Origin of the sequence: Sphingobium sp. (assembly GCF_049304695.1) — a bacterium.
In the GTDB taxonomy this organism is placed as follows: domain Bacteria; phylum Pseudomonadota; class Alphaproteobacteria; order Sphingomonadales; family Sphingomonadaceae; genus Sphingobium.
Genome location: NZ_JBAQOK010000012.1, coordinates 1 through 15,326 on the forward strand (window position 1 = coordinate 1; position 15,326 = coordinate 15,326).

General features: G+C 58.4%; 11 protein-coding genes and 3 pseudogenes. 9 read left to right on the forward strand and 5 right to left on the reverse strand.

Annotated features, from left to right (window positions below):
• Positions 1-340: 340 nt before the first annotated feature.
• Together WA070_RS01610 and WA070_RS01615 are read right to left on the reverse strand one after the other, a co-directional pair.
• Complete coding sequence (locus WA070_RS01610) at positions 341-1,609, reverse strand: hypothetical protein (RefSeq protein WP_422632482.1); 1,269 nt, start codon at positions 1,607-1,609, stop codon at positions 341-343.
• A 1,075-nt stretch (positions 1,610-2,684) separates the two neighbouring features.
• Entirely contained in the window at positions 2,685-3,716 is a 1,032-nt protein-coding gene (locus WA070_RS01615) for an IS110 family transposase (RefSeq protein WP_422632483.1), read from the reverse strand.
• 62 nt (positions 3,717-3,778) lie between these two features.
• On the opposite strand from WA070_RS01615, the gene WA070_RS01620 reads away from it, so the two are divergent.
• From WA070_RS01620 to WA070_RS01655, 8 genes and pseudogenes are all read left to right on the forward strand, one after another.
• Positions 3,779-4,618 carry an IS5 family transposase gene (locus WA070_RS01620; RefSeq protein WP_422632491.1) on the forward strand — a complete coding sequence of 280 codons (840 nt, stop codon included), beginning with the start codon at positions 3,779-3,781 and terminating at the stop codon, positions 4,616-4,618.
• Between the two features lie 126 nt (positions 4,619-4,744).
• Positions 4,745-5,764: pseudogene (locus WA070_RS01625) on the forward strand (IS110 family transposase).
• A gap of 368 nt (positions 5,765-6,132) precedes the next feature.
• Positions 6,133-6,687: a dTDP-4-dehydrorhamnose 3,5-epimerase gene (gene rfbC / locus WA070_RS01630; RefSeq protein ID WP_422632484.1), complete on the forward strand. Its 555-nt coding sequence runs from the start codon at positions 6,133-6,135 to the stop codon at positions 6,685-6,687.
• A gap of 12 nt (positions 6,688-6,699) precedes the next feature.
• Complete coding sequence (rfbB, locus tag WA070_RS01635) at positions 6,700-7,764, forward strand: dTDP-glucose 4,6-dehydratase (RefSeq protein WP_422632485.1); 1,065 nt, start codon at positions 6,700-6,702, stop codon at positions 7,762-7,764.
• Positions 7,761-8,647: pseudogene (rfbD, locus tag WA070_RS01640) on the forward strand (dTDP-4-dehydrorhamnose reductase). The gene rfbB and the pseudogene rfbD overlap by 4 nt, the downstream one beginning before the upstream one ends.
• Before the next feature lie 30 nt (positions 8,648-8,677).
• Positions 8,678-9,553, forward strand: coding sequence for a glucose-1-phosphate thymidylyltransferase RfbA (gene rfbA, locus WA070_RS01645; protein WP_422632492.1), 876 nt, complete (start codon positions 8,678-8,680; stop codon positions 9,551-9,553).
• A 77-nt stretch (positions 9,554-9,630) separates the two neighbouring features.
• On the forward strand, positions 9,631-9,858 hold the full coding sequence (locus WA070_RS01650; RefSeq protein WP_422632486.1) for a hypothetical protein: 228 nt from the start codon (positions 9,631-9,633) through the stop codon (positions 9,856-9,858).
• 427 nt (positions 9,859-10,285) lie between these two features.
• Positions 10,286-11,644 carry an IS110 family transposase gene (locus tag WA070_RS01655; protein ID WP_422632487.1) on the forward strand — a complete coding sequence of 453 codons (1,359 nt, stop codon included), beginning with the start codon at positions 10,286-10,288 and terminating at the stop codon, positions 11,642-11,644.
• 122 nt (positions 11,645-11,766) lie between these two features.
• Here the strand turns inward: WA070_RS01655 and WA070_RS01660 are convergent, their stop codons facing one another.
• The 3 genes from WA070_RS01660 to WA070_RS01670 all read right to left on the reverse strand — a co-directional run bounded on the left by WA070_RS01660 (position 11,767) and on the right by WA070_RS01670 (position 14,945).
• Positions 11,767-13,260, reverse strand: a complete 1,494-nt coding sequence (locus tag WA070_RS01660; protein ID WP_422632488.1) for a phosphomannomutase — start codon at positions 13,258-13,260, stop codon at positions 11,767-11,769.
• Positions 13,261-13,306: 46 nt separating this feature from the next.
• Positions 13,307-14,392: a mannose-1-phosphate guanylyltransferase/mannose-6-phosphate isomerase gene (locus tag WA070_RS01665; RefSeq protein ID WP_422632489.1), complete on the reverse strand. Its 1,086-nt coding sequence runs from the start codon at positions 14,390-14,392 to the stop codon at positions 13,307-13,309.
• A gap of 334 nt (positions 14,393-14,726) precedes the next feature.
• Complete coding sequence (locus WA070_RS01670) at positions 14,727-14,945, reverse strand: hypothetical protein (protein ID WP_422632490.1); 219 nt, start codon at positions 14,943-14,945, stop codon at positions 14,727-14,729.
• Here WA070_RS01670 and WA070_RS01675 point away from each other — a divergent pair.
• Positions 14,913-15,029, forward strand: a pseudogene (locus tag WA070_RS01675) (winged helix-turn-helix domain-containing protein); the annotation flags it as partial. The gene WA070_RS01670 and the pseudogene WA070_RS01675 overlap by 33 nt on opposite strands.
• Positions 15,030-15,326 lie beyond the last annotated feature (297 nt).

Sequence of the window (15,326 nt, forward strand, 5' to 3'; positions counted from 1 at the left end):
CCGATGTGCTCAGCCGCATCGCCGACATCCCACAGAGCCGGCTCCACGAACTGCTCCCCTGGAACTGGCGCGTCACAGACGATCAACGCCAAGCGGCCTGATCCGCGGTTCTCACCGGATGCATACCGTTAAGCTTATTAAGATTGGTATTTCGCAACCGTAAAGGAGACGGCATGCGCGGCCCTCAGATATTGCACCGCAGCGGTCACTCATTGCAGCAGCGTGCGGATCGGATCGGATCGGAAGTTCGGTCGGCGGTGATGAAGGGGCTGGGCATGTGATCACATAACCAGCACGCTCGAGCCGGCATTTCTCAATTCCACTACTGTCAACGGCAGGACTAGCGTTCGTTCAAAGGCAACAATACCAACGCTGACCGTCGCTTGCTCGCGCGCCAGTAAACGTTCGGTGGCGCAGGTGTACGGTCGGCAAAGTCGTTGCCGGGCGGGCGAATGAAATGGCCCATCAACCAGCGACGACCTCCGGAGTCGACGATGGGCGCAGCATATTCCTGTGGGTTACTGGGCAGGTGAAGATCAACAGCCTCCCCCTGGCCAATCCCGTTCTGGCCAAGTGGCGTTTGGCTGCGCTTGACCGCGAGGCGGAAGCAGCCCCGGCCTTGCCCCAAAGGGTCGGCGCATCCCGCACCACCTAGCGCCGCGAAAGCGAGGAACGAATTGCCATCGTTCCAGAAACCCATAAGGTTAACGATACGATCGCTCATATTATCTTCGCCCGGCGCCCAAACTTCACTGGAAAGTGGATCGAATGGCCGGATGATGCCATCACTGCCTTTGACCTGCGCGATCCCGTCTTGCTGTTGGACTAATTCAGCACCGCGCACCGTTGCGTGGTTTATAACGCCCCGTTCGATTGTAAGCGCCGACCAGTATAGATAGAGTCGGCCATTAAAGGCCAGCAGTCGGGGGACGGCGGCCACTTGAAAAATAGACCCTTTATGTTCGCCGCCGACAGGTACCAGCGTTCGGGCCATATCCAGCTTACGGGTAGTCGGATCATAGACGCTGATGCAGGATGAGGTCTGGTTAACACCAAACTTGTCGCCATTTTCAAAGGTGCATTCAAAGGCGACGAAGGTGGCGTTGCCAAGTCGGGCAACGCTTGGATCATAAGCAGACCGGATGCGCAGGCTACGCATGGGACCAGCGGTAATCGTAGCGCGGGACCGCCCAGTTCGCGGATCGGGGGAGGTGTCAAGCAGTGCTGTTGCACCTGTAAATTGGTGCGTTTTCCAATCAAATCGGTCGAGCACCAAACCCCAGCGATTGAAGGGAAGGCCTTTTGCCTCATTGGCGGGATCGCCGCCGCTGCAATCATTTGGGCCGGACACGCCTGCCAGCTTGCCTTCGCTTGTCACAAGCCGTCGCCCGATGAACAGGCTGGCGTCGTCGGGGAGTTGCGCAAAAGAGATAGCGTTGCAAGCAGGTTCCGCAATCACTTCGCTTTCATCCAGCGCCAGCTTGCCCAGTGCCAAAGGCCGCGCCGTCAGGGCGGCTTTCTGCTGGCTCGAAGTATGTTTGATTGATGGAGCCAATGTCACCGCCGCCGCTGCGGCGAGTGCCGTACCTGCCATCATGATTGCCTTCATGTTGTCTCCATCATACCTTTCCTATGGCTATACGCAGGCGTATGGCCGTGTGTTCCTAAGAGGTGATGGTGAAGGAAGTAAGCTCATTGGGTCATCTGCGCCAACGCCGGATTTGTTCAGTTGATGAACGGCTTGTGCGTGGTGAGCATACTTCAACATGATAGCGCGCGCGCCTGAGCGCTTCATCCGCTGCCTTGGTGCGTTCGGCGAGGCTCAATAGCGCCATGATGGAATGGTTGAGCCAGCCTTGCTTTCGGTTTTGATCGGCTCGACAATCATCGCGACCAGAACGATCAGGGAGAGGTGCATGCTTATTAGGTTGAAGCCTTTGTCATCAGCCCTTTGAGATATGCATGTATTGGCTTCTCCCGTCGAAGGGGGTGTCCAGCACGTCGTCCAGATGTCACAAACTATAACTGGCGTTGAGGACGGTGTCCACACCACTTGGTGCAGGCCGCTTTAACGGTGGTCAAGGATATGCGCGAGCAGGTGAATATGACCATCCGGCTGCAACCGGAGCCGTCGCCTGAGAAATCGAGAAGGTCGTGTGCAGTTTTTTCGGCAGGTGAAGCTATGTGAAATGCCCATGCTGGCCCGATAGTGAGCGCAACGACCAAGACAACAACATTGGTTCTATCTCAAGGAATAATTATTGAAGAAATACTCACATATTTTGAGTAGGTTGATTAGGTTTAGAGCCCGATCCGAAACTAAGTTGAGTGGTATCAGCGGGTTAGCTTGATGCTTGCCGCAGTCGTTGATTCAGGGGTTTTGCAACAAACTTCCGGAGATCTACGATGTGGACCTCTGTGGTTGCCGTCCGTTTTGCAAGATGGTTTTTGGCTGAATGAGCAAGTGATCGAGTGCGGACTTCTGTCAGGCCTTTGGGTGCAGCATTTCAGAAGCTGCTGGCCGGTATGGTGATCAGCGGAGCAGGTCCAAATCTGATACTCGAGTTCATGCACTCGCGTCCACATACTGGTTTTCCCGATCCGGATCTGTTTGATCATTTTCCCATTCAAATCATCGCCTTCTTGTCCCCGTTACCAACTTCAGCCTTGCGCGAGTTTCTCGATCAAGCCGCGGTTGCTGTCGCCGGATTCCGGAAGTCCTCATTCTTCGTCAGCATCGCCCAGATCATGCGGGCCATCTTGTTAGCCAGCGCTATTGCCATGAGCATTCGCGGTTTGCGTGCGCTCAGCCGCGCCAGCCACGATTCTTGGGCAATCGTTTTTCGTCCCAACCAGTTCAGACGGGACATCGCTCCGATTATCAACAATCGTCGAATATCCGCCTGACCCGCTTTTGAAACCCTTCCATACCGGGCCTTGCCCCCACTGGAATGCTGGCGGGGGACCAGTCCCAGCCAAGCAGCAAAATCGCGTCCGCAGTGAAAACTTTCCATGGGCGGCGCGAAAGCCTCAACCGCCAGTGCTGTCAGTGGGCCTATGCCAGGCATCGTCTGCAGTCGACGTGCCGTATCTGCTTGAGAAGCAGCCATTTTGATCCGGCGATCGCTGGCTGCAATCCTGGCCGTCAAGGCGGCAATCTGCTCGAGAAGCTCGCTACATTCCGCGCGAGCCATCACGCTCAAGTCGCTGTTTGGTTCGGTCACGATCGCTTCAATGCGCTGGAACTGGTGAATGCCCTTTGGAACAGTGTGTCCACACTCATAGAGAAAAGCGCGGAGCATATTAATCAGTTCAGTGCGCTGATGGACCATGCGGGTCCTGGTACGAAACATCATTGCCCTTCCTTGCTGCTCCTCCGATTTGGGGACGACAAAACGCATCTCAGGGCGCTGTGCAGCAATAACAATCGCTTCTGCATCAGTTGCATCGTTCTTTTGGCGTTTGACGAACGGGCGAACATAATGCGGCGCGATCAACCTAACCTCGTGGCCCAGTCGAGCCAGTTCCCGCGCCCAGTAATTTGCACTACCGCAAGCCTCCATCACCACCACCGCCGGAGCCTGCTGAGCCATGAACTTGCGGAACTTGTCCCGCGATAGCTGCTTGCGATATTCCACCTCGCCAGACATGCTGGCCGCGTGAAGTTGGAAAACATTCTTCGCCAAATCCACGCCGATCATGGTAGTCGTTGTCACGGTTGCTGTCCTTTCCGCACAGTGGTTGTAGACACCACTTTCTTGGCACATCACGATGCCGTTTGGGGAGGACGGCAACCACCCCATCTGATACCACTCGGGCGCAATATGCCCGTGCGGGACTGACTTTGCCAAGCGATTTGACCGATGCCGAATGGTCGGTGCTCGAACCTTTCTTGCCGCCACCCTCCCACGTAGGCCGTCCGCGCAAATGGCCGCTGCGACGGATCGTCGAGTCGATCCTGTATCTGCTGCGTGGGGGGCTGCCGTGGCGAATGCTGCCGCCCTGCTTTCCGCCGGTCTCGACGGTTCGGCGCTGGTTTTACCTGTGGCGCGATAACAAACTGTGGCTCTCGCTCAATCATACCCTGCTGTTGATGGCGCGTGAAGCGACGGGCCGCGAGGCTTCGCCCAGTGCTGGCGTGATCGATAGCCAGAGCGTGAAAACAACCGAAAGTGGCGGCCCTCGCGGCTTTGACGCGGGCAAGAAAATCAACGGGCGCAAGCGCCACATCCTCACCGACACCGAGGGCCATTTGGTTCATGCGGTGATCCATACCGCCGACATTCAGGACCGCGACGGCGCGCCGCTGGTCCTGCGTGAAATCATCCACCGCTTTCCATGGCTGCGCCATGTCTTTGCCGATGGCGGCTATGCTGGCGACAAGCTCAGGGAAGCGCTCCGGCGTACCGGCAAATGGACTGTCGAGATCGTCAAGCGATCCGATGTTGCAAAAGGCTTCGTGGTTCTTCCGCGCCGCTGGGTCGTCGAGCGAACACTGGCTTGGCTGAACCGCAACCGTCGGCTCGCCAAGGACTTTGAACAGACCATCGCATCGGCAACTGCGTGGCTGTTCATAGCTTCCATCCAGCTATTCGCGCGTCGCATCGCAAGACTATGAAATTTCATCGGATAATTATGAATCAGATGGGGTGGTTGCCGCCCTCCCCAGACGGCATCGCAATGTGCCAAGATAGTGGTGTTGAAAGGCCACTGAGCGGAAAGGACGGCAACCGTGACAAAGGATATGATGATCGGGGTTGATTTGGCAAAAACTGTTTTTCAACTGCACGCCGCGTCGATGACAGGTCAGCTTCGGTTTTGTAAAAAGCTGTCGCGGCAGAGTTTCCTCAAGTTTATGGCCGAGCAGCCTAGTGCGGTGGTTGTGATGGAGGCTTGTGGCAGCGCGCATTACTGGGCCCGCGAGCTGACCAGCGTGGGTCACGAAGTGAAGTTGATTGCGCCGCAATACGTGAAGCCGTTTGTGAAACGGCAGAAGAATGATGCGGCAGACGCCGAGGCGATCGTGATCGCCGCCCAGAGACCGGAAATGCGCTTCGTCGAGCCAAAATCAGCCGAGCAGCAAGGTCGCGCAATGCTGTTCCGGGCGCGGACCCGGCTAGTTCAACAACGCACCGAACTGGTCAACATGCTGCGCGCTTTTCTTTACGAGCTCGGTCATGTGGTGCCGCAAGGCATCAATAACTTGCCCCGGATCGCCGCGATCATCACCGAGTCCAACAGTGATCTGCCTGAGATTGCCCGGAATGAATGCCGCGATTTGCTGGAGCAGATCGAAGCAATGACCGTGCGGATTGCGACAAGCGACCGCTGGATCAAGGACCTGGCAGGACAAGCAGACATGGCCCGAAGGCTACAGACCATGCCCGGAGTGGGGCCGATGACGGCTTTGGCGGTCGAAGCGTTTGCCCCGCCAATGGAGAGCTTCAAATGCGGCAGGGACTTCGCCGCTTGGCTGGGATTGGTGCCGAAATAGCATTCGAGCGGAGGCAAGACACGTCATGGCCGCGTCTCCAAGGCTGGGCAAAGCGACATTCGGCAGCTGCTTATCATGGGCGCAATGTCGCGATTGAACTGGATGGGCCGAAAATCGATCCCAGAAACATCGTGGCTAGCCCGCATGCTGGCGCGCAAGCCACGGATGCTGGTGGCAATCGCCTTGGCCAACAAGATGGCCCGGATGATCTGGGCGATGTTGACGAAACAGGAAGATTATCGAACCCCGGCAACGGCAATCGCCGCCTGATAGAAAGGCTGCGCAACGCCCAAGCTGGCAAGGGGGAGTGAGAAGGCGACGACCCGAATGGGCAAAATGATCGAACAGATCTGGATCAGGAAAACCAGTTAAGAGTCCCGAGCTTCGAGCTCGTGAATCAGATTTGGACCTGATCCGCGGATCACCATACCGGCCAGCGGCTTCTGGAAAACGCTGCAATCAAAGGCCTGACAGAAGACCGCCCTCGATCACCTGTTCACCGGTTCAGAAACTTCTTGCCTCACGGGCGGCAACCACAGAAGGCTCTTAGAATGTAAGGTATCTATAAAAATATGGCATATATCATTGTAACTTGATAGCGCGGAATGATGAGGCATGTATTTGCGGTTCAGGAAGATATGAAATTCCAGGCCTATGACATTGCCGGGGTCACGCTGCTCACTCCCCGTCACATCGGTGACGAACGCGGCTATTTCGCCGAAGCATTTCGCGGCGATCTGTTTGCCCAACAGGTCGGCAACCACCACTTCGTGCAGGACAATGAATCCCGCAGCGCAAAGGCAGGGACCATCCGCGGCCTGCATTTCCAGAGCGAACCCCACGCCCAGGGCAAGCTGGTCCGCTGTACCGCCGGCGCTCTGTTCGACGTCGCCGTCGATATCCGCGCCGGATCACCCACCTATGGTCAGTGGGTGGCCGAAACGCTGACCCCGGACAATGGCAAGCAACTCTGGATGCCGCCGGGTTTTGCCCACGGTTTTTGTTCGCTCGAACCCGATACGGTCATCTGTTACAAGGTGACGGACTATTACAACGCCGAATGCGACAATGGGCTTGCGTGGGATGATCCGGCCATTGCTATTTTCTGGCCTGATATCGCCGATCCGCACACGCTTTTGCCCAAGGATCGCAAACAGCCTACATTATCGAATCTCCCAGCCTATTTCACCTGAAGGAAATAGGTGATGCGCGTAATCGTCACTGGCGGCGCTGGCTTCATCGGGTCTTCCCTCGTCCGTTATCTGGTGCTGGAAAAGGGCTATGATGTCCTGACCATCGACGCCCTGACCTATGCGGGCTGCGAAGCCTCGCTCAAGGAAGTGGAAGGCAGGAACACCCATCAGTTCCTGAACGCCAATATCTGCGATCGCGCGGCGATGGACGCTGCGATCACAGGCTTCAAGCCTGATCGCATCATGCATCTGGCCGCCGAAAGCCATGTCGACCGCTCGATCACCGGCGCGGCAGACTTCATCCAGACCAATGTAATGGGCAGCTTCACCCTCCTGGAGGCCACGCGCACCTATTGGAACGGGCTTGAGGGCGACGCCAAGGCTGCCTTTCGCTTCCTTAATGTCTCGACCGACGAAGTCTATGGCTCGCTCGGCGACGAAGGCCTGTTCGAGGAAACAACCCCCTACGACCCAAGCTCGCCCTATTCCGCGTCGAAGGCGGCGTCCGATCACCTCGCCAAGGCGTGGCAGCGCACCTATGGCCTGCCAGTGGTGGTATCGAACTGTTCAAACAATTACGGGCCGTACCACTTCCCCGAAAAGCTTATTCCGCTGACGATCCTGAACGCGCTCGCGGGCCGCCCTCTGCCGGTCTATGGCAACGGTGAGAATATCCGCGACTGGCTCTATGTCGATGATCACGCCCATGCGCTGGATATCATCATCGAACGGGGTGAGCCGGGCGAAACCTACAATGTCGGTGGTCGTAACGAGCGCAAGAATATCGATGTGGTGCTGCGAATCTGCGCCGTATTGGACGATTTGGTGCCGACTGACAAGCCCCGTGCCGACCTCATCGAATATGTCACCGACCGTCCGGGCCATGACGCCCGCTACGCGATCGACGCGACCCGCCTTGAAAAAGAACTGGGCTGGAAGGCGCGAGAGAATTTCGACAGTGGCATGGAAAAGACGGTGCGTTGGTATCTGGAAAACCAATGGTGGTGGCAGCCGCTGCGCGAACAATATGATGGCCAGCGTCTTGGCCTTGATAAAGCCGCAAAGGTGCCTTCATGAAGATTGCCGTCACCGGCACAACGGGGCAGGTCGTCACCAGCCTCATCGAGCGTGGCGCGGTCACCGGGCATAAGGTGATCGCGATCGGTCGCCCCGATCTTGATCTGGCCGACCCGGCCTCGGTCGCTCAGGCTCTGGAAGGCGCTGCGACGAATGTGATCGTGTCCGCCGCAGCCTATACTGCCGTCGACAAGGCGGAAACCGAAAACGATCTCGTTCATGCCGTCAACGGTGCCGGCGCGGGCGCGGTGGCGCAGGTGGCCAAGGCGCTCGGCGTACCGCTCATCCATATTTCAACTGACTATGTGTTCGACGGCGCATTGGACCGCCCCTATGTGGAAAGCGATCCGACGAGTCCGACCGGCGTCTTGGCGCGTCGAAGCTGGCGGGCGAACAAGCGGTGCTGGATGGCCACGACAATAGCGCAGTCCTACGCGTCGCCTGGGTCTACAGCCCGTTCGGCGGCAATTTCGTCAAGACCATGCTGCGTCTCGCCGCCGACCGCCACGAACTGAGCGTAGTCGGCGATCAGGTCGGTAATCCCACCAGCGCGCTGGCGATCGCCGATGGCATCATCCAAGTGGCTACCAATCTGGTATCCAATAGTAGTCGCGACCTGCGTGGCGTCTTCCACATGACCGCGCGGGGCGAAGCCAGCTGGGCCGATTTTGCGCACGCGATCTTCGCAGCATCGGCAGCGCGGGGCGGCCCGTCGGCATCGGTGCGGGTCATAGGCACGGACGACCATCCTACGTCCGCCTCCCGCCCCGCCGATACGCGGCTCGATTGCAGGAAAATCGCGCGCGTCCATGGCGTGATGTTGCCGGACTGGCGCACATCGCTCAACGATGTGATGGACCGCCTGCAACCGGCAAAAAACTGATTATTTGAGGCTACGAAGGCTATGAAGGCTATGAAGGGTATCATTCTTGCCGGGGGCAGCGGTACGCGCCTCTATCCGATGACTCTGTCGACCTCGAAGCAGCTAATGCCGGTCTACGACAAACCGATGATTTATTATCCGCTCAGCACGCTGATGCTGGCGGGTATCCACGAAGTGCTTATCATCTCAACCCTGCGCGACCTGCCCGCTTTCCAGTCGCTGCTGGGTGACGGCTCCGCTTGGGGCATGGTCATAGACTATGCCGAGCAACCCAACCCCGATGGCCTGGCCCAAGCCTATATCATCGGCGCCAATTTCGTCGCGGGACAACCCTCCGCGCTGATCCTAGGCGACAATATCTATCATGGCCATGGCCTGCCGGAAATCCTCGCCAGCGCCTCTTCGCGCAAGGAAGGGGCGAGCGTTTTCGCCTATCATGTCAATGATCCGGAACGCTATGGCGTAGTCAGCTTTGACGCCAAAATGAAGGCCGTTATGATCGAGGAAAAGCCGGAAAGCCCCAAGTCTAACTGGGCGGTGACAGGTCTCTATTTCTATGACGAACAGGTCGTGGACATCGCCGCCAACCTCAAGCCATCGCCGCGCGGCGAGCTGGAGATCACAGACGTCAACCGCGTCTATCTGGAGCGGGGCGAACTCCATGTCGAAATCATGGGTCGCGGCTATGCCTGGCTTGATACTGGTACGCCCGACCATATGCTCGACGCCGCTGACTTCGTCCGCGTCCTCGAAAAGCGTCAGGGTTTTAAGATCGCTAGCCCCGAAGAAATTGCCTATCGTCAGAGCTTCATCGGCGAAGCTGAAATGCGCCAAGCGATCGAGAAACATGGCAAATCGGATTATGCCCGTTATTTGTGCGGGGTTCTGTTGACAGGGAAGCCATGACTAAAGAGAAACCAAGCCTCTTGGTCATTGGACAGTCTGTCGATGCAAAAGCTCGTTCCCCATTATGTCGAAAAGCAATGGGGCCGGACCGACCTTCCAAGGATCACTGGAACGAAGACCAGAGCGTCAGCGTGCCCGAAGGCAAGCTGCTGTGGTCCACGCCGCTGACTGGGACAGGCACGGTCAGTGGCCTGTCATGGGAAAAGGGTGACTGCCTGCTGCTGGAGGGCGACTGCGCCTTCACCCTGACAGCGGGACCGGTATCGGCCCTCTTCGCCATTCGCGCTAGAGCATTTTCTACGTAGATTGGATCTAAAACACCTTAAACAGAAGACTAAGCCGCGATGGCATCCGCCTGCCCCGTCGCCGTTGCGATCACAGCGACGAATGGCAAGAACAGGCGGGGAGCTGCAATAAAATGCCGTTTGCCGTGAGCTTTTTGAACGGCTTCACATCTTTTTAAAGTGTAGGATTACCACATCGCATATGATGCAATGTTTTAAAAAACCGTCGCCGGCTGAGCCCGCCTGTGCGCGGTAGAAACGGGTCGTGCTATGGTGCGGTCGGGAGGGTCGCGGCCGATGGCTTATTGGAGGCATGATACCCCGTTAAAAAACGTGGCCCGTGGGTGTTTGCGCACTTGAGAGTGGTGACGCCGTTTTGCGGCGATCCCGGTTAGGAAGATGACGTTTAGCATCGCCCATACCCTCCTGTTTTGAAGGAGGACTTGGAATGGAACGTTCAAAATCCGGCGCGTTGTCTATGGTCAATCCATGCGCCGCTGCAATCGACATCGGGTCGACCATGCATATGGCGGCCATCAATCCGAACGCCGATGATAATCCGGTACGAGCGTTTGGTACGTTCACCGGCGATCTCCATGATATGGCCCGCTGGTTCAAGGCATATGGCATCACGACTGTCGCGATGGAATCGACCGGTGTTTACTGGATTCCAGCCTATGAAGTGCTTGAAGGACACGGCTTTGAGGTGATCCTGGTCAATGCGCGATATGCCAAGAATGTACCGGGTCGCAAAACCGACGTCAGTGACGCTGCATGGTTGCAACGCCTGCACAGCTACGGGCTGCTGCGGGGGAGTTTCCGTCCCGAGGCGGGCGTGGCGACCATGCGTGCCTATCTGCGGCAGCGCGAGCGTCTGATCGAATATGCCGCCTCGCATATTCAGCACATGCAGAAGGCGCTGATGGAAATGAATGTGCAACTCCATCACGTCGTATCTGACATAACCGGCGTGACGGGCATGCGGATAATCAGGGCCATTGTGAGCGGGGAATGTACGCCCGACACGCTGGCCCAAATGCGCGACGTCCGCTGTCATGCGACTATTGAGACCATCTGTGCGGCATTATCGGGGAACTGGCGGGACGAGCATATCTTCGCGCTTGGTCAGTCCCTGGCCCTGTTCGACTTCTACCAAACCAAAGTTCTCGAATGTGATCGAAAGCTTGAGGTTGCGCTCAAGGCACTCGAAATCGACGAGGGACATGATGTTCGCCACCTGCCCAAAGTCCGGACCAAAAGGCGACAGGTGAACACGCCTGACTTCGAGGTCCGGTCCGCGCTCTATCGCGTGCTGGGCGTGGACCTGACGCAGATCCACGGCATCGGCCCGTCGCTCGCGCTCAAGCTGGTTGGCGAGTGCGGGACCGATCTTGCCGCATGGCCCAGTTCAAAGCATTTTACGTCCTGGTTATGCCTGGCCCCGGGCAACAAGATATCGGGAGGCAAGTTGCTGTCGTCCAAAACTCGACGATCTTCGAGCCGGGCTGCAGCGCTCCTGCGCCTGGCAGCAACCACCATTGGCCGCAGCGACACCGCACTGGGCGCCTTTTATCGGAGGCTGTCGGCGCGCGCCGGAAAAGCCAAGGCAGTGACCGCGACCGCACGCAAAATCGCGGTGCTGTTCTATAACAGCCTGCGCCACGGTATGGCGTATCATGATCTCGGAGCCTCACACTATGAGGAGCGCTATCGCAGCCGCGTCATCGGAAATCTCAGGCGCCGCGCCAAGGCATTCGGCTTCGCTCTTCAGGAGGCTCCCACCGAACCTGATATGAGTGTTTCTTAGGAAGGTTATGCATTTACAATATCTTGCTATGTGAAAATACACAGCAACTGTCTCATCGTCAGCGCGGATTGCGCTAGGCGATCGACTCTACCTCGCCCCGAAGGCCGCCATCCAACCTCCGATTAGGTCGGAACACTGTAATCACGGACCAGCGCCAGCGCCTGTTCGTTTAGTGATGCCGCCCGCTGCGTGCTGTCGCATTCGGTGTAACAACGCAGTTCCGGCGCATTGCCACTCGGTCGAAGATGGATAATGTCTCCGCCTGCGAAATGAATACGCAGTCCGTCGGTCCGGTCGATGCCGGTCGCTTCGCCAGCCAGTTCCCCGAACATGTCAGTCAGCCGCGCCAGTATGTCGGCCTCGTTCCCCTGCTCCAGATGCGCGATCAGCGCTTGGCTCTGCGCGGTCGGACACGCCTGCAACCTTTCGCTGAACGTATAGCGCGCCGGCAGCTGTGCCTGAAGCGCCGATAGCGTCACGCCGCGGCGGCGCGCATCCACCAGCACCGACAGAATCGGTAGCACCGCGTCACGGGTCGGCAGCGCTGCCAGCGTGCGTCCTTCCACCCCGACCGACGTCGCAAGCAAGAAACCGCCGTTGGCCTCATAACCGCACACGCTTGCCTCCCCTTGTGTGACCAAGGCATTCATCGCCTCGATCACGAAGGGCGACCCGATCCGGGTTCGGCGCACGGCATCGAACAGGCCGGACAGCTCGACTGCGCTGTTGCAGCTGACCGGCATGGCGATGGCGGCAATGCCTAGCGCCCGCGCACTCAATATGCCCAGCACGTCGCCGCGCATCCAAATACCACTCTCATCGGCCAGCAGCGGCCGATCGGAATCCCCGTCGGTAGACAGGATTGCATCCAGCTGAAGGTCCGCCGCCCATTCCCGCGCCAACTGTTGGTCTTCGGGACGAACCGCCTCGGTATCGACAGGAATGAAGCGGTCGGAGCGACCCAGCGACACGGTTCGCCCGCCCAGGGCCTCGACCAGCGCGACCAATATGTCGCGTCCAACCGCCGAATGTTCGTAGACGCCCAACGTCATGCCCGCCAGCGCCCGAGGCCCGAAGGCATCGACATATCGAGCGATATAAGGCGTGGCGGCATCGATCAAAGGCTCTGCGGACGCAGCATCCTTCAGCATCCCTTTCCCGTCGAAAAGGTCGGGCAAGACCACGTCCTGCGCTCGAATGGCCAGTTCGTCGGGCTTGAGCACCTCGCCATCGATGCGGTTAAACTTGATGCCGTTGCGGTCGTCGGGAATATGGCTGCCCGTCACCATCAGCGACGGAATGGCGCGGTCGAACCCATAGGCCGCAACCGCAGGCGACGGCACGAACCCGCAATGATCGACCTTTCCGCCCATATGCCGCACCGCCGCTGCGCAGGCCGCCATGATACGAGGGCTGGACGGACGCAGATCTCCCGCAATTGCCACATGGGTGCTGGGCGCAAACTGCCCGATCGCGCTCAGATGTTGCAAGAAAGCGGCAGTATAGGCGAAACAGACCCGATCCTTCATCGCGCTCACCAGTCCGCGCGCGCCACTGGTGCCAAAAGCGACGCCCGACTGCATCATCAGGTCGGTGATCGAAACAGATTGCGTCATAAGTCTCCCATGCCCGCTCATGCTTGAGCTTGTGGTAGAGTAAAAGTCAGTTCGTCGCAGTCGCGGCAGCGAGCGCCTTGAGCGCTTCGGTCACCTTGCGCACCTTCTGGGATTCGCCGCGCTTGAGGATCATGATCTCACCCTGCGACACGACGACGATCAGGTCGTCGACGTCGACCAGAGTGACCCGCGGCCCATCGCTATGCACCAGGCAGTTACGCGCGCCCAGCAACAGAGCATCGCCGCGCACCGCATTTTCGTCGGTGCAGCGGGTGCTGACCGCGTGAAGAGAATCCCAGCTGCCCACATCCGACCAGCCCATGCTGACCGGCACACAGGCGACCTGCGTTTCGCGTTCCATGATCGCATAGTCGACCGAATCCGAAGGGCAGGCGTGGAACGCCTTGGCATCAGGAAAGATATGCGCTCCGTCGCGCTTCGCCTGCTCCATCGACGTGCGCACCGCTGCCAGCATGTCAGGCTGGTGCTTTTCCATCGCGGCCAGATAGGCGTCGGCGCGGAACAGGAAAATGCCGGCATTCCAGGCATGATTGCCTTCCGCCAGCATCCTTTCTGCGTTGGCGACATCGGGCTTCTCGACGAAGCGGACGACCTCATTAACCAGATCGCCGCAAGCTTGCCCCATCTGGATGTAGCCATAGCCGGTTTCCGGTCCGTTGGGTTCAATACCGAATGTTATCAACCAACCTTGCGCGACCAGCGGCAACGCGCGGGTTATACCGTCGTGGAAAGCAGGCAAGTCGTCGATGACATGGTCGCTCGGCATCACTAACAGGGCATCGTCCGGCTGCGCTTCCATTGCGGCAAGGGCGATCGCGGGCGCTGTGTTGCGTCCGATCGGTTCCAATATTACGCTATAATCGTCAATGCCGCTCTGCTTGAGCTGTTCATCAATAATGTCGGCATGCGCCGCGTTGGACACTAGGATCGAACGACCGACCGATGCGGCGCCGAAGCCCCGCGTCCGCACTGCGGTCAGCTGAAGCATGGTCTCGTCTGCCGTCAAGGGCAGCAACTGCTTGGGACGTTCAGGCTTGGATACGGGCCAAAGTCGCGTGCCTGATCCACCGGACAGGATAACGGGAACGATATTTAAGGGATCGCTAATCATGTCTCGCCTGAACTACAAAAAATACGGGCTTATTACGCAATTATACGCAACCAGCGTGCACTTCATGGGCCTAAAACTAAAACTTGCCAAGGCACTAAAGCGCTTTGTCCGGCTAATCCAACGGTACGCTTTGTCGCTTGGCACGAACTTTGGGTCAACCATCGCTGGGCTTTCGGCTTAAAGGCGGCCATTCGCGCGCGCCAACCACTCATCCATTAGCGCGACTCGGCAGCGATGCGAGGCGCCCATCCCCTCGAGATAAAGCGGATTGATCCGTCCGACCGTCCCCTCGGTGCAGCCCCTGCCCGTCCGTTACCGAACGGGCCGAGCCACCTCAAAAACGCAACCAGACCCCGCTCATCACATTCTCGCGATGATCATCGCTTCTACTCTGCGCATCGACGGCGGAGAAGAGTTCGAGGCCACTGTCGAGGCGGTAGGAAATACCCGCTGACACGGCAGCTTTGCGCGGGTCTGTGACCTGCCTGATCGGGTCATCCCGCAGGCTAACCGAGACCTTCTGACGCCCGACGCCGCCACGGCGCAGCGTCATCTGATCGACCGCAGCGCCCGCGCAATGGGCGTAACGACTGCCGCTGACCTGCGCGACTATTTTCGGCTAAAGCCCAACGAGGGCGACCACGCCATTGCCGCGCTTGCCGAACAGGGCAGCCTCGTGCCTGTCAAGGTCCAGGGCTGGAGCCAGAACGAGATCATGCATGGCCAATGGCTGGGCGCCCGATGGCGCCGTTCAGGAGCAGATCGACGACAGCATCAAGGATGCTCTCGATGCGGCACGCAGTCGCCATGGACTTGTAACGGATTTGCGCCGGTCACCTGAGCGATTAGAGCTCGCAACAGGAGACCGACGAGATGATCAAGCATACAGAAGAGTTCAAGCAGGAGGCGGTGCGGATTGCGCTGACCAGCGGAT

What these genes read in the sequence shown, in the direction of transcription:
- WA070_RS01610 (WP_422632482.1), bottom strand. Translation starts at nt 1,609, where the DNA reads ATGAAGGCAATCATGATGGCAGGTACGGCACTCGCCGCAGCGGCGGCG.
- rfbC (WP_422632484.1), top strand. Translation starts at nt 6,133, where the DNA reads ATGAAATTCCAGGCCTATGACATTGCCGGGGTCACGCTGCTCACTCCC.
- rfbB (WP_422632485.1), top strand. Translation starts at nt 6,700, where the DNA reads ATGCGCGTAATCGTCACTGGCGGCGCTGGCTTCATCGGGTCTTCCCTC.
- rfbA (WP_422632492.1), top strand. Translation starts at nt 8,678, where the DNA reads ATGAAGGGTATCATTCTTGCCGGGGGCAGCGGTACGCGCCTCTATCCG.
- WA070_RS01650 (WP_422632486.1), top strand. Translation starts at nt 9,631, where the DNA reads ATGGGGCCGGACCGACCTTCCAAGGATCACTGGAACGAAGACCAGAGC.
- WA070_RS01655 (WP_422632487.1), top strand. Translation starts at nt 10,286, where the DNA reads ATGGAACGTTCAAAATCCGGCGCGTTGTCTATGGTCAATCCATGCGCC.
- WA070_RS01660 (WP_422632488.1), bottom strand. Translation starts at nt 13,260, where the DNA reads ATGACGCAATCTGTTTCGATCACCGACCTGATGATGCAGTCGGGCGTC.
- WA070_RS01665 (WP_422632489.1), bottom strand. Translation starts at nt 14,392, where the DNA reads ATGATTAGCGATCCCTTAAATATCGTTCCCGTTATCCTGTCCGGTGGA.
- WA070_RS01670 (WP_422632490.1), bottom strand. Translation starts at nt 14,945, where the DNA reads ATGACGCTGCGCCGTGGCGGCGTCGGGCGTCAGAAGGTCTCGGTTAGC.